Raw genomic sequence first — 14,561 nt, 5'->3', positions numbered from 1 at the left:
GTCAAAATCTAAATGCCGCACTTGCAAAAGCTAAACCTCCACCTGAACCAATAAAATAGATGAGATCTCCTTTCTTCACTTTCCCCAGCTGGACCGCTTCATCTAGTGCCATCGGGATGCAGGCAGAACCGGTATATCCGTATTCATGCATTACAGTATGTGCTTTGTCTCTGGAAATATCCAGTTTCTCAAGAGTGGCCCAAATACTATTAATATTGATTTGAGTAAATATAAATTGATCTACTTCTTCAATCTTAGTGGCTGAGCGACTGGCTAGTGTTCGTGCCATATCTGACCAAACATCCGGATTTAACTCTGAAGGAAATCGTTTGACAAACTTTAGCAGATGGTCATTATTTTCAACAACTTCTTTAGTTACCGGCTGATGTGTTCCCCCCGCATATATTCCCATCCAATCGCAATATTCACCTTTTGTTCTAAGTTCACTCGCGAGATAGCCTTCATTTTCGTCATCTGTTAAAGAAAGGATAACTGCACCCGCTCCATCGGCAAACAGATTGCATGTTTTCTTATCTAGCTCATTGAGATATTTACTCATAGCATAGGCTCCTATTACCATCACATTGGTATAGTTCTCATCAGCCTTTATATACTTAACAGCCGTATCCAATCCAATGACAAAGCCGGCACAAGCGGAGTTAAGATCGAAAGTACCTGCATTCGTCATACCCATTCGATGCTGAACTTTTGATGCTGTTGACGGTGAGATATATTCCGGAGTATCTGTGCATACAATCAGCAAATCAATATCTTCTGGTCTTAGTCCTGCTCGCTTAAGGTTGATCTTGGCAGCTTCTCCACACAAATTAGCTGTTGACTGATTATCTGAACACCAACGCCTATTGCGTATGTGCACATTGGCTTCCAACCATTCTGACACATTCTCTCCGAGAATTTCATCGAAATAACTATTAGGAATAATGTTCTCCGGAACATACATTCCTGTAGATATAATCTTTGCGTTTCTCATATCTATACTGTCATTCCACCATCCACACTAATTGTAGCTCCATTGATGTATCCAGCTTCACCAGAAGCCAGGAAACAATAAGCATTAGCTATGTCTTCTGGTCTTCCCAGTGTTCCAGTTGGAACTTTGGACTGCATCATATCAATGGTTTTTTCAGGCATTGCCATTACCATATCTGTTGCAATGAATCCAGGTGCTACTGCATTGACAGTAATCCCTTTCCTACCTAACTCTCTTGCCCATACTTTGGTCATTCCAATAACTCCTGCTTTCGTGGCTACATAGTTAGTTTGCCCGAAATTTCCATAGATTCCTACTACAGAAGAGGTATTTATAATTCTGCCATAACCCGCTTCTACCATGTATTCTTGAACGTGTTTCCCGCAATTGAATACTCCTGTGAGGTTTACATCTATCACCTGTTTCCACTGCTCTGATGTCATTTTTTTTAAGGTTGCATCTCGTGTGATGCCCGCATTGTTAACCAGAATATCAATCTTGTCATATTTTGAAACTGTGTTGGCGGTGGCTTTCTTCACTGCATCATAATCGGCCGTGTCTACCTTTTCGAAATGGCCGTCAAGCTCTTTCGCCAGTTGATCTCCAGCTTCTTCATTTAAGTCCCATATGAGGACTTTAGCACCCTCAGCTGCAAATTTTTTGCAGGTTGCTTTCCCAATTCCGTTTGAGCCACCAGTAATAATGGCTATTCTACCTTCAAGTCTTTTCATAAAATTTTATTGAAAACCGATAACTGTAGTGCCATCGGTCCTTGCATTGAACAACCTATATTTATTTATTTGGAATATTCATTCTCAACTCCACACTGTAGAGTCTTCCTATAAATGGTGATGCGGTAAATTCTCGATATTCACTGTCAAACAGGTTGGTGACAGCAACGGACCCTGTGAAGTTATCGGTGATCTTATACCCAAATCCCAGGTCTACGTTCACAAATCCAGCCAATGGTCCATAGTTAAATGAATCGGTGCTTCGCTCATTTTCTACGATTGGCGTTCCTCTATAGGTAAGGTCCTGAGTGGCCGCAGCAATTTGGAAACTCGAAAAGTAATCATACTCTTGTACCCAGCGGACAAATACGTTTCCGAAGATTTTGTTTTTGCTATAGTTGACTCCAAAGCTTGCCTTGTTTTTAGGCGCATTTACCAAAACATCCAGCTTAGTAACTGTACCATCTCCGTCAAAGTCATTCTCTAAGTCATTTTCATCTATAGGATAGTCAAAGTATGAGTAATTGAAATCAAGCGTGATGTCTTTGTTTAGAAGGTAGTTTAGTCCGACATCAAACCCATAGGTGTTTAACTTACCAAAGTTCACATATGTAGCAACCAAACCTCCATATACGCCAAAAGCTGATTGTACTTCATCAATTGGAGTCGATCCTCTTTGTGTGGTAACACCTACTACTGTAACTGGGCTTAAGAAGTCTTCAGAAATATTGTAGTAAGCGTTTACATCTGCATACAATTTTTTTGATCCAATAGATCCCTTATAGCCTACTTCATAGGTTTGAAGTTTTTCTATTGATTGTTTTTCAACTAACGATCCATCTGCTAACGTAAACCCTTCGGCGTTTCCAAGAATCAAGCCGCCAAACAAGTCACCATACATGTTGAGAATAGTTGGAGCTGCAACTCCCTGACCATAAGTTGCTCGGAAGGTTCCACTTTTTATCGTCTTGGTGAAACCTACCTTAGGCACAAAATTGAATCCATAAACTTCATGATTGTCCGCTCTTACAGCAACTGTTCCTTTAAACCCTTTTCCAATGTTGTATTGTCCCTGACCATACAATCCAACTTGATCTACTGTGATGAAATCATTCTCATCTTCATCTAAAAGGTAAGTTCCATGTGAGTTTGCCATGTCTCTCTGATACTGTACTCCGGTTACAAAGCTGAAGTTTCCCCATGTATTGTTATATTGTACTTCGCCATTCCATCGTTTAGAGTCGTCTATGAACCGCGCTCCGCCATCAAGAGATGTAGCAAATGCCTGCTCAGGTGTTGCTCCTCCATCTAAGGCTACATAATATGCTTTTGTTCGATCGTCTAATGAGTGTGTATCCCTTGTATCACTTAGACTAAGATAGGCCTGGGCAAAAATTCTAGGTGATACATATCTAAGGTGAAAGGTTTGAATTTTCCAATCTACGATTTCATTTCGTCCCACGTTGGTTGGTGAAAGATATGTGCTATTGCTTGCGTCATATGAAAAGATCACGTCTGAGTCATCGTTTAGCGTATAGTAAAGACTTGCACCTCCTTTGAAGAATTCAAAGTCATTGTTTAGGTCCAGCTCTTCGTAACCTTCTTTGATCCCGTCTGGCCCACCATTGCCTGCGTTATCTGTTCGATCGATGTAAACTGAATCTGCAAACTGGAATTCTTCACCCCTTGTATATTCAAAATTCAGCTTGAAGGCAAACTTATTGTTCAGTACTTGAGCATGTCTACCACGTGCAGTAAAAACACCTTGATTCCCAGCGCCTAAGGCGAAGGTTGTCCCCTGTGAGGATCTTGGATCCTTGGTGATGATATTTACCAATCCATTATGAGCATTGGGTCCGTAGAGTGCAGAGTTTGGTCCAAGAATAACTTCAACACGCTCAATGTCTTCCTTTATTTGAGGACTTAATGGTCCAAATGGCAATCCTGTTGCAACGAGGCTAGAAAAGCGACCGTCTGTCACCTGAGTATTTTTTGCATTGAAATTGCTATTGAATCCTCGAACGTTAATGCCCGTTCCCACTACTCCAGAACGTACGTAATCCACACCTTTCAGTCTAGACAGTAACTCACCGGTATTAAATGAACCCCAGTTTTCCAGGTCCTTTTTAGAGATTACCTCGATAGTCGCAGGAGACTCGGTGATCTTTTCAGGCCTTCGGGTACCGGAGACCACTATTTCTTCACCAAAAACGGTTCCCTCTATAAGTTGAAAATCAACAGTAGCTACCGATCCGCTTACGGTAACGGACTGCTCCTGTGCTTCATAGCCCACGTAACTTACTACTATGATATATGAACCATCTGATAGACTTCCTATGCTAAATTTTCCATTTATGTCGGTGACATCTCCGTTGAGAGTTCCTTTTACAACTATGTTAGCTCCAATCAATTTTTCACCGGTACTGCTATCAGTAACTGTTCCGGTAATACTCCCTTTCTGGGCGAATAATGCCATCGAAAGAAGAGAAAACAAAATGTTTAAGTACAAGTTTTTCATAACTTTAATATGTTAGCAATTGTTTAACAGCAAGATTGAAGCTGGTCGGGTTATCCATTTGCAACATGTGCCCGGCCGTTTCAATCAATTTAATTTTTACATTTGGTATTTCTTTTCCTATTTCTGCAATTTGACTAGTTGTTAAACTGGGATGTAGGTATTTATTTGGAATCAAAAAGTCATTCTTCCCGAACAGCACCACCGTAGGTATTTTAATCTTAGATAAATCTTCTTTCACCGAGTGCCTAAGCATTCCTTTGACTCCCATTTCTCTTATAAGCGCATAGTCTGCAAACCACATCGCCTCCTTTGCTTTTAATCTGTCCTGTATCATTTCTTCCGCCAAAGCAGGCATGCTCACAAAATTGGCCTGATAGGCTGCATAAATTTGCTCTTCCGTATGACTCATCAATGCAGAAGCTGTTGAGAACTGCTTCAATAAAGTACCTTCAGCTTCTGTGAAGGTTTCAAAACCAGCAGGAGCTGCCAAGATTAGTCGTTCCAGCCATTTTGGGTTTTGTAGTGCCATCACAATACTTACCTGACCTCCCATGGAATGACCCATCAGAATCACTTTATTGAGCTCAAGCTTTTCGGCAAATTCATTCACTGAGTTGGCAAAGAACTGCATGTAGTCTTCTTTCTCAAAGTCGCGAATTGTGGACTGACCATATCCGGGAAGATCCAAAGCAATGCATCGGTAGGTCTCTTTCAAACCATCAATGGTGGGGTACCAATTTTTGATGTAACCACCCAAGCCATGAACCATGAGTATCACCGGAGCATCTTGGGGGCCCTCATTTACATAGGCCAATTCGATTCCTTCTGAGATAGTGACTTTTTCTGTGTTGTATTTATATGAGGGTATCATTTCATCATCTTGAGCAGATAAAATATGACTTGAAGTAATAGTTAATATGATTATCAATTTTTTCATACAATCGAGACCTTTCGTTCTTTTGATTTTGCAAAGGCAAAAAGTATCAGGCCAATGACTAATGAACCTAAAATAGCCATGGTAGATGCTATCGCCGGGTTTCTTATTTCTTCTTGCATGTAGGGTGTGAGTCTTCCATAGTACACCGAAAAGTGAATAAAAATGGCTGCAGTGGAACTTGTGAATGGAACATATAAAGGCATTCGCTTCATAAATGTTCCAAATAACACGGGTACAAAAGCCGCAGAAAAATATGCGTAGACACCATTTTGAGCAAAAATACCTACGCTCAAATCAGGTGCCACAAGCTGCTGATAGCTGAATACACCGGAAATTCCAGCAAGAAAAACGATTGTTAATCTATTAAGAATGACCGGTTGAATCCTGAGTTCCCCAAAGATTGGCTGAATTACATCTTGCGTAATTGTTGTGCTTAAGCTCTGGATTAAGCCTTCCAATGTGGAAAGGCCAGCGGAGATTAATCCCATCACTACTATCACGCCAATACCAATTGTGAATTTCTTAACCACATATGCGGAAAGTACTCCATCAAGGCTAAGCAGACTGCCATCTACTGTAAGATCCGGAAATTCCAGCCTTGCGTACAAACCTGCAAAAACCACGAGAAAAAAGAGAGATTCTACAACTACGCCTACGATAAGGTAAGTGTTGACTTGTTTATCATTTTTCAGCAAAAGTGATTTCGTAATAATATGCGGCTGACAGACTATGGCAATACCTACAACTACTTGACAAAAAATGATCTCAAAATAGTCTCTGAATAAAGGACTCCCGCTATTCCGCGTCTGCGAAAGTGCTGGATCAATGGCGTTAAGCTTGGCAAGGAAACCTGATATGCCATTTTCAAAATGCTCCGCACCTGAGGTAAGTAAAATAAACGCTACAATGATCATCAATGAAGCCTGAACCATGTTAGTGTAAACCATGGAATTGGCACCCCCAAACATCATGTATCCAAATACAAAAATGATGGCAGATATCAGCACCACTACTTCATCCACATTAAGTGCTTTGGATAAAAGCTTGCTCAGGCCTACACAGATTAGAACAATGAATGTTACAAGTAATAATGAAACAAAACCAAAAAATAATGCATAGTACTTGTTTTGATATCTATTTCCAATCCACTGTGCCATAGTAAGCGCCTCCACCGAAGCACCTATTTTTCGAAACCCTTTTGTAATAATGATCAATGAAAAGAGGGAAGCAAAGGAAAGAACTAGCCCGAATGAAATGAATCCACTTATGCCGTAATACGCTATAAATCCGGGATTGATTATGAATGTTGCGGCGCTAGTCATCGATGCTGCCAGAGCTAACCCTACTGCTATAGGTGAGAAAGCAATATTGCCCAGCGCATAATCTGAAATATTTTTGGTTTTGATTGCTCCTCTAATCACAAAATACAAAATCAAAGCCATATAGGCACCAATTGCAATCCATACATATCCCGTAAAACTCTCAGAAGCCATTGATTTTCGCTTTTACAAGCTCCAATTTTTACTTAGAAATGGGTTATTAAAAATGAATACTGGTGAAGGATGCTTTTTTTTAGGTGAACGTTGGTATTGTCGTGGTAAAAGGAAAATCTCCAATAAAATCCCCGATTTTTATAAAAGCGTCAAAATAGCTTGCTAATTCGGTCTATTTTTTTGAATTTTCAAATTATTGATAATCGCCTCATTAAATCCTCCCGATAGGTTTTCCCGATGGGAATGTTCTTATCTGAAATCAGAATATAATTATCTTCTATCGCATTGATATGCTCCACATTTACAATGTAAGACCTGTGCACTCTCATAAATTGACGACTAGGTAACTTCTCTTCCAGAGTTTTAAGCGAATAGCTAAGTATGAAATTGTTTTGATGAGTGACAAGTATGGAATAAATGTCATTCGCCTCCAGATACCTTACATCTTCAAACATCACTTTTTCGAGGCGATTTCTCACTTTGACAAACAGGTGAGAGTCACTGACGACTGTGCCCTCCTTTTGATTACCTGAAGAAAGATGATGCCTATGCAAGGCAATTTCAATAGCGGATACCAACTCATCAGCGTCAAAGGGTTTGATAAGATAGCCATCAGGGTTTGTCAATTTAGCCCGTTCGAGCGTTGTTTGATCTCTATCCGAGGTTAAATACAAAACCGGAATATTCGTCTTATTCTTTATCAAGGCTGTGACTTCAACACCGTCCATCAAACCAGCCAAATTGATATCCATAATAATGATATCAGGTTGATTTTGACTCAAAGATTGAAGTAGTTCTTCTCCTGATTCGTTTATACCCAGGATATGATAGCCTCTTTCCTCTAGCGTAATGCTGAGATTTTTCGCAACTACAAAATCATCTTCAGCTACAAGCACTTTGGTTTTACCATCTGACATTCTTCAAATGTAAATGCAATTCACAACTAAATCAGTCAGGTTTATATTGCAATCAATAATTTCATTTGATGCGACGATTTATACTTTGGGGGGGTTTACTTGTTATTGGGCTAGACATGTATGCTCAAGGGTTATTTCTTGATAGCCTCTTGCAAAAACCAGCAGATTCTTCATTGATATCAAATGATCAATGGTATTGGTCAGAGATAGTTTTATCCTCTTCTTCGGCGTACATTGAGTTGCCGGGTTGGAGCCATGTCGTGGCATATAGTGAAGAAGAAAAACAAGTGACAGGAACCATGCTGTCTGGCCATTCAAAAAGCTACTACTCCTTCAGAAATATAATCGAAAAGCCAGATCAGAATACTTTGCTATTAAAGATGCGGGGAGCACATCCATTGTTTGAGCTGGATCAAACAACTACGATCGAATATACATCACAGGAATGGCGTCTTGAAGAACGTCAGAGACTTCTTGCTCATGGGCTCTTCTTTGGCATTCTGATCGTAATGGCACTTTATAACCTGATGATTTACTTCGCTGTGAAAGACCAAAGTTACCTTTGGTATGTGCTCTCTATTGTAGGTTTTGGGCTGTATATGGGGTTCTACTATGGATTTACTTTTGAGCATTTTTGGCCCTCGAATCCACATTGGAATGCCTATTTCTTTGCTTTGATAATACCTTTTACCAACATTTGTAGAATTCTTTTTACACAGACATATCTTCATACAGATCAATATGTACCCAAGTGGAATCTGTTCTTTCGAATGATTTTAATTTCCTATCTGGTCCCGATTGGTATGTGGCTAATGAGCTGGTTGCAAATTAGGGATTGGCTCATTGAGACAAACTATGTTATTGGTTTTCTTGGAACCATGACCATGACTGCTATCACGTTGACAAGCATAATCGTTTATTTGCGTGGTTACAAACCTGCACTATGGTTTCTGGTAGCGTTTGCGCTATTTAATATTGGTGGGATTCTTTTCATCTTCAGGGAGTTGAATTATTTGCCGGATAATTTTCTTACTCGCTATGTCATTCAGATTGGCGCAGTTGCGCAGGTAGTCTTATTTTCTCTTGGTCTTTCTGACAGACTCAACCGTACTCGGAAAATGCTCGCCAGTGAAAAAATTGAAAAAGAAAAACTCGCCCGTGAAAAGGAGATAGAGAAAAAAAGACTGATCGAACTGCAACGGAATGAATTGGAGCAACAGGTGACAGAAAGAACTAAAGAACTTGAGGAAACCCTGACACAGCTTAAAATTTCTGCGAGTGACTTACGCGAACTAAATGAGGTAAAATCAAGACTTTTTTCCATCATATCGCATGAGCTGAAGAGCCCTTTGACAACTGTAGATTCATACCTCAACCTTTTTATCAATCACTACAACAAACTCTCGCAGGAAGAACTATCAGACCTCAGCGACAAAACCCGATTTTCTCTTCAGAATCTTACGCTATTAATGGATAATCTTCTACTTTGGTCCAGACTTCAACAAGACAATCTTACTTTTAATCCAATAGAAATTGATCTAAGAAAAGTTGTTGATAAGTCAGTCAAGCTTTTCTCACTCCTATTGGAGCAAAAGAAAATAAAGCTGAAGATCGAACATGAAGTTGATGATACCATTTTAATGGCTGATAAGGATATGCTAGAATTTGTGATTAGAAATCTTCTGCATAATTCGATCAAATTCACACCAAAACATGGGCAGGTTAAGATAGCTGCCAGAAGCATAAATAATCTCTCAAATATCTCCATTGAAGATAGCGGAATAGGGATGACCAATCAAATGATTGTCCAAATCTTGAACAAAGGTGAAGGGTTTACAAGAAATGGCACAGAACAAGAAAAAGGTTCAGGCATAGGTCTCTTGATGTGCAAGGATTTCGTAGAAAAGAATGGCGGTTCTTTGGATATAAAAATTCAAAAAGGAACGATCGTTTCTTTTACTGTTCCACTTTGTAAATAGTGCTGAAAATTCCATTTTTGAATTTTTGGAGTGAGGATTCATCGAACCCCTTCCGCACAATATGCTTCCGAATGTCTAGAAGTTTACTTGAACCAAGTGACGCAAAAAGTCTGAAAAAGAGATGCATCATTTGACTTAAAAAAATCGAGGTAGATTGAACATCGAAATCCGCAATCATCATCCAGCCATCCTTAGCAATCATTGCTGATACTTTATGAAGGACCGTTTCTAGTTTTCTTTCAGCAAAACAATCAAGAAAAAATGGACATAGTATTACATCATATTGATTTGGCGATTTGAAAGCTAAAAAATCTTGATTGATGAATTGCACTTCGCTCTTACTATTTCTTTTTCGAGCTCGCTGGATCATTTTATCTGACTTTTCTACATAATGAATTTGCTTACAAATTGGCAAATATTCCAATAACGCCCCCGTACCTCCACCCAGAATTAATACTTTATCATCCGGCTTAATTTGATCTAAGAAATGAGTTTGAGCTTTTAGTAATCTGTCGCCAAAAACCAAATGTGCAATTTGATCATAGATGGGAGCAATACGATTAAAGTCATTTACAGCCATTCTAATAGCATTGGCATCAAAAATACACCATCACCTACAAAACGATAACGAAAGGATTTCTTAAACCAACTAGAATAGATAACCATCAATCCATAGACTAAAAATCCTAAAATAAAATAAAGTGCGACCACATTGGAATCTAATATGGATATTCCAAGTCCAAAGCTTACGACGATGAAAATTAATCTCTCTAAGAAACTCCTCCTACTTTGAGTTGCTATTGACTTAAATCCATCTTTTAGATCTGCATCTTTCTCGTACCAGCTAAATATGATGAGGTTTAAAAAAGTCAACAAGAATAGAAGTATTAGATATTCATACCGAATTGACCCACTCATAGAAAAAGGAACCATCAATATTCCAGATGTATATACCATAGATACATAAAACTCCTTGAAAAAAAAGTTTGAAAGTTTATGTTGAATAATCAGATAGAGAAACGAAAACCCACCAAGGAATATCCCTCCAATCATGATGACTACAGGAATAAAAAATACTAGTACAAAAAGTATAATCAATAGTATAATAGCTACGAAAAGAAGCTTTTTTCGATGATTCCTATGAAAAACATACCTATCACGAACTGATTTTTTAGCTTTCTCAGCATCATTTAAATGATCTGTTGTATATATCAGCCATACGGTTATTCCCAGTAAGATGTAAACAGGCCAACCTACTTTCACATCCATCTGGACACAAAAAAATCGGAGCAGAATAACTGCTCCGATTACAATGTCTATTGATAAAATTTGAGCAATACGATATGCTCGATTGATCATTACGCCTGAGCCAATGCTTCAGCTCCACCTACTATTTCAAGAATTTCCTTAGTAATAGCGGCTTGTCGAGTTCTATTATAAGTTAATCGTAGTTCTTTGAGAAGCTCATCTGCATTCTCTGTTGCCTTATCCATTGCCGTCATTCGAGCTCCATGCTCTGATGCATTTGATTCCAACAATGTTTTGTAAAACTGAATCTTTAAAGATTTCGGAACAAGCTCATTAAAGATAAAATCTTTAGATGGCTCATATAAATAATCTACAGGAGCAAACACTTCTTCACTCTCTTCAACCACAACTTCTTTGATTGGCAGAAATTGTTCTTTTTTTACATTTTGCGTAGCAACGTTTTTGAACTCATTATAAACAATATCTACCCTGTCATATTTGTTGCTAACAAAATTGGTCATTACCATTTCTGCAGCCTCCTTTGCATCGGCAAAATTCAACTTCTCAATCAAGTTAGAATATGTGTCAATCACTTTGTATTTCCTCTTAGCGAAATGTTCAAATGCCTTCTTACCTATTGGCAAAATTTCCAAATTCCCAGTAGCCTCTAAATCGCTGTAATGCTCTGCAACTAACGATTTCACCCCTTTGAATACACTGCTATTAAACGCTCCACACAATCCTCTGTCAGAGGAAACCACAACAATCAATACACGATCGATTGTCCTTTCTTCTGAATATGGATTATCTCCAGAATCAGAATCTCCGGCAGAAACATTCTGAATAATTTCAGAAAGTTTTTGAGAATATGGCCTCATTTGAATGATACGATCTTGTGCTCTTCTCAACTTTGCAGCCGCCACCATTTTCATAGCTTTGGTGATCTGCTGTGTTGATACAACTGACTGAATCCTACCCTTTACCTCTTTAAGATTGGCCATCCTATTTTCTTATCTTATTTACTTCTTAAATCTTGATGCAATATCCTTAGCAATTTCTTCTGTCTTAGAGACCGCCTCTTCACTTAGCTTACCTGCTTTGAAATCTGCTAAAGCGTCCTTACCGGTTGTTCTCATCGCGTTGATGAATTCAGTTTGAAACTCACGTGCTTGATTAACAGGTACTGGATCAAGGAATCCTTTTGTAGATGCATAAATTGTAGCTACTTGTTCCTCAACTGGTACTGGAGAGAATTGTGGCTGCTTCAGAATCTCTTGATTTTTTCTGCCTCTATCAATCGTTCTTTGTGTGGCCGCATCAAGATCGGAACCAAACTTGGCAAATGCTTCAAGTTCACGGAATTGAGCTTGATCAAGCTTCAATGTACCAGATACTTTCTTCATTGATTTGATCTGTGCGTTACCTCCCACTCGAGATACGGAAATACCTACGTTAATCGCCGGTCTAATGCCTGAGTTAAATAGATTGGTTTCCAAGAAGATCTGGCCATCTGTAATTGAAATTACGTTAGTTGGAATATATGCAGATACATCGCCAGCTTGTGTTTCAATGATTGGAAGAGCAGTCAATGATCCACCCCCCTTAACTTTTCCTTTCAATGAAGGAGGAAGGTCATTCATTTGGCTTGCAATAGAATCGTCATTAATAACTTTCGCTGCACGCTCTAAGAGTCTTGAGTGAAGGTAGAATACATCACCTGGATATGCTTCACGTCCAGGAGGTCTTCTTAGAAGAAGAGAGACTTCTCTGTATGAAACTGCCTGTTTAGATAAATCATCATAAACAACCAATGCTGGACGTCCTGTATCTCTGAAATATTCCCCAATAGCTGCACCTGTAAATGGGGCGAAGAATTGCATTGGGGCAGGATCTGAAGCAGATGCATTTACAATCACCGTATAATCCATCGCTCCTGCTTTTTCAAGTTGAGCTACGATCCCTGCTACTGTTGATGCTTTCTGACCGATAGCAACATAGATACAGAATACAGGTTCTCCTTTATCGTAAAATTCTTTTTGGTTAATAATGGTATCGATAACGACAGCTGTTTTTCCAGTCTGACGATCACCAATCACCAACTCTCGCTGACCTCTTCCTACAGGGATCATCGAATCTATGGCAGTAATACCTGTTTGAAGAGGTTCACTTACTGGCTCTCTGAAGATTACTCCTGGTGCTTTTCTTTCAAGTGGCATTTCGAACAGCTCACCTTGGATTGGTCCTTTTCCATCAATCGGTTTGCCTAATGTATCGACGACTCTTCCACACATACCATCACCTGTTTGGATGGAAGCGATTTTACCAGTTCTTTTAACCGTATCGCCCTCATTTACATCACTAGAATCTCCTAGCAATACCGCTCCAACGTTATCTTCTTCAAGATTTAAAACAAGCGCGTTTAGTCCGTTTTCAAATTCTAAAAGTTCTCCAGCTTGTGCATTTCTTAGTCCGTAGATTCTGGCTACACCATCACCTACCTGTAGTACAGTACCCACTTCTTCAAGTTCAGCTTCTGTTTTATGATTGGACAGCTGCTCTCTTAAAATTGCTGAAACCTCATCAGGTCTTACTTGTGCCATAATTTTATCTGTTTAGCCTGTCGGCTTAATGTTATTATTTTGAAAACTTAAGTTTTAAATCTTTTAACTGCCCGCTTATGCTCTCATCAAGCTGACGATCGCCAAGTCGCATAATGTAACCTCCTACAATTTCAGAGTCTACTTTCTCCTTCAGAATAGGTTCTTTACCTGTAATTTCTTTTGCTAGTTTTTCAAATGCTTTTCTCATGTCAGCATCCAACTTGATACTCGTTGTTACGGAGACCTCTTCAAAACCTTTCTGAACATTGTATAGATGAAGAAATTCTTCAGCAATATCTTCTAAAAGATTTTCTCGATTCTTGCGAGTAATAACATCAAAAGCTTGAAGAGTTAAGTCATTTACTTTACCCGTAAATATTTTCTTCAAAATTTCTCCTTTTCTCTGATGCGGAATGATTGGGCTTTTTAGCATCAATGCAAAATCTCTACTCTCCTCGCATACATTAGAAAAAGCTTCCATGTCCGCTTTCACCTTATCAACCACTTTCATCTCTTCGGCCAATTCTAGTATTGGCTTGGCATATCTCGTTGCTATTCTGCCTATTGACATTCTTAGTTAACTTTTACGTCCTTGATAAACTTATCAACCAAAGCTTTTTGAGACTTGTCATCAGAAAGCTTTTCTCTGAGCACCTTTTCAGCAATCTCCAATGATAGTGTTGCCACCAAATCCTTTACTTCTGTAAGGGCTGCTTTCTTTTCAACTTCAATTGCTTCCCTAGCATCCTGAATCATTTTAGAGGTAATATCTGATGTCTCCGCTTTGGCATGTTCTACAATATGAACAGATTCTTCCTTAGCTTCTTTTAAAATGGCATCTCGCTCAATTCTGGCCTCTTGAAGGAGGTACTCATTGTCAGCTTTGATTTGCTCCATCTCAACTTTCGCATTGTCTGCAGCTCTAAGTGAATCTTCAATTTGATGTTCACGAGCTTTCAGTGCACTTAATATAGGTCTCCATACGAAAGCACGAAGAATAAAAAGTACAATTCCAAATATGATCAGTTGCCAAATGATCAATCCTATGTCTGGGGTAACTAATGCCACTGTATATATTTTTTAAATGTAAATGTCTAAATAAACCTGGCCATGCCACCTAATGTGGTCATAGCCAGATTTGAATAAG

At 39.0% G+C, this 14,561-nt stretch carries 13 protein-coding genes; 1 reads left to right on the top strand and 12 read right to left on the bottom strand.

Features of this window, described 5'->3' with window-relative positions; genetic code table 11:
• Nucleotide 1: 1 nt before the first annotated feature.
• The 6 genes from ABJQ32_17585 to ABJQ32_17560 all read right to left on the bottom strand — a co-directional run bounded on the left by ABJQ32_17585 (nt 2) and on the right by ABJQ32_17560 (nt 7,587).
• A complete protein-coding gene (locus tag ABJQ32_17585) occupies nt 2-991 on the bottom strand; it encodes a ketoacyl-ACP synthase III (GenBank protein ID MEP5291472.1) in 990 nt (329 codons plus the stop codon).
• A gap of 2 nt (nt 992-993) precedes the next feature.
• Nucleotides 994-1,722, bottom strand: a complete 729-nt coding sequence (locus ABJQ32_17580) for a beta-ketoacyl-ACP reductase (protein MEP5291471.1) — start codon at nt 1,720-1,722, stop codon at nt 994-996.
• A 61-nt stretch (nt 1,723-1,783) separates the two neighbouring features.
• On the bottom strand, nt 1,784-4,240 hold the full coding sequence (locus ABJQ32_17575) for a TonB-dependent receptor (protein ID MEP5291470.1): 2,457 nt from the start codon (nt 4,238-4,240) through the stop codon (nt 1,784-1,786).
• 4 nt (nt 4,241-4,244) lie between these two features.
• Nucleotides 4,245-5,177, bottom strand: a complete 933-nt coding sequence (locus ABJQ32_17570; protein ID MEP5291469.1) for an alpha/beta hydrolase — start codon at nt 5,175-5,177, stop codon at nt 4,245-4,247.
• A complete protein-coding gene (locus ABJQ32_17565; protein ID MEP5291468.1) occupies nt 5,174-6,670 on the bottom strand; it encodes a hypothetical protein in 1,497 nt (498 codons plus the stop codon). Before ABJQ32_17565 ends, ABJQ32_17570 begins: the two co-directional genes overlap by 4 nt.
• 188 nt (nt 6,671-6,858) lie before the next feature.
• Nucleotides 6,859-7,587: a response regulator gene (locus ABJQ32_17560; protein MEP5291467.1), complete on the bottom strand. Its 729-nt coding sequence runs from the start codon at nt 7,585-7,587 to the stop codon at nt 6,859-6,861.
• A gap of 68 nt (nt 7,588-7,655) precedes the next feature.
• Here ABJQ32_17560 and ABJQ32_17555 point away from each other — a divergent pair, with 68 nt between their 5' ends.
• Nucleotides 7,656-9,566 (top strand): sensor histidine kinase, encoded by a 1,911-nt coding sequence (locus ABJQ32_17555; protein MEP5291466.1) that lies wholly within the window; start codon nt 7,656-7,658, stop codon nt 9,564-9,566.
• On the opposite strand, the gene ABJQ32_17550 is transcribed toward ABJQ32_17555, so the two are convergent.
• From ABJQ32_17550 to atpF, 6 genes are read right to left on the bottom strand one after another with little or no spacing between them, the layout of a single operon-like run.
• Nucleotides 9,544-10,146: a class I SAM-dependent methyltransferase gene (locus ABJQ32_17550; protein ID MEP5291465.1), complete on the bottom strand. Its 603-nt coding sequence runs from the start codon at nt 10,144-10,146 to the stop codon at nt 9,544-9,546. The genes ABJQ32_17555 and ABJQ32_17550 overlap by 23 nt on opposite strands.
• Nucleotides 10,137-10,925 carry a hypothetical protein gene (locus ABJQ32_17545; protein MEP5291464.1) on the bottom strand — a complete coding sequence of 263 codons (789 nt, stop codon included), beginning with the start codon at nt 10,923-10,925 and terminating at the stop codon, nt 10,137-10,139. Before ABJQ32_17545 ends, ABJQ32_17550 begins: the two co-directional genes overlap by 10 nt.
• Complete coding sequence (gene atpG / locus ABJQ32_17540; protein MEP5291463.1) at nt 10,925-11,815, bottom strand: ATP synthase F1 subunit gamma; 891 nt, start codon at nt 11,813-11,815, stop codon at nt 10,925-10,927. The genes ABJQ32_17545 and atpG overlap by 1 nt, the downstream gene beginning before the upstream one ends.
• 18 nt (nt 11,816-11,833) lie before the next feature.
• Nucleotides 11,834-13,414: a F0F1 ATP synthase subunit alpha gene (gene atpA / locus ABJQ32_17535; protein ID MEP5291462.1), complete on the bottom strand. Its 1,581-nt coding sequence runs from the start codon at nt 13,412-13,414 to the stop codon at nt 11,834-11,836.
• A 34-nt stretch (nt 13,415-13,448) separates the two neighbouring features.
• Complete coding sequence (gene atpH / locus ABJQ32_17530; protein ID MEP5291461.1) at nt 13,449-13,985, bottom strand: ATP synthase F1 subunit delta; 537 nt, start codon at nt 13,983-13,985, stop codon at nt 13,449-13,451.
• Between the two features lie 2 nt (nt 13,986-13,987).
• Nucleotides 13,988-14,482 (bottom strand): F0F1 ATP synthase subunit B, encoded by a 495-nt coding sequence (gene atpF, locus ABJQ32_17525; protein MEP5291460.1) that lies wholly within the window; start codon nt 14,480-14,482, stop codon nt 13,988-13,990.
• Nucleotides 14,483-14,561: the final 79 nt, after the last annotated feature.

This window comes from Marinobacter alexandrii (assembly GCA_039984955.1).
In the GTDB taxonomy this organism is placed as follows: Bacteria; Bacteroidota; Bacteroidia; order Cytophagales; family Cyclobacteriaceae; genus Ekhidna.
Note: the sequence above shows the minus strand (reverse complement) of the source record. Positions and strands in the feature narration are given on the sequence as shown.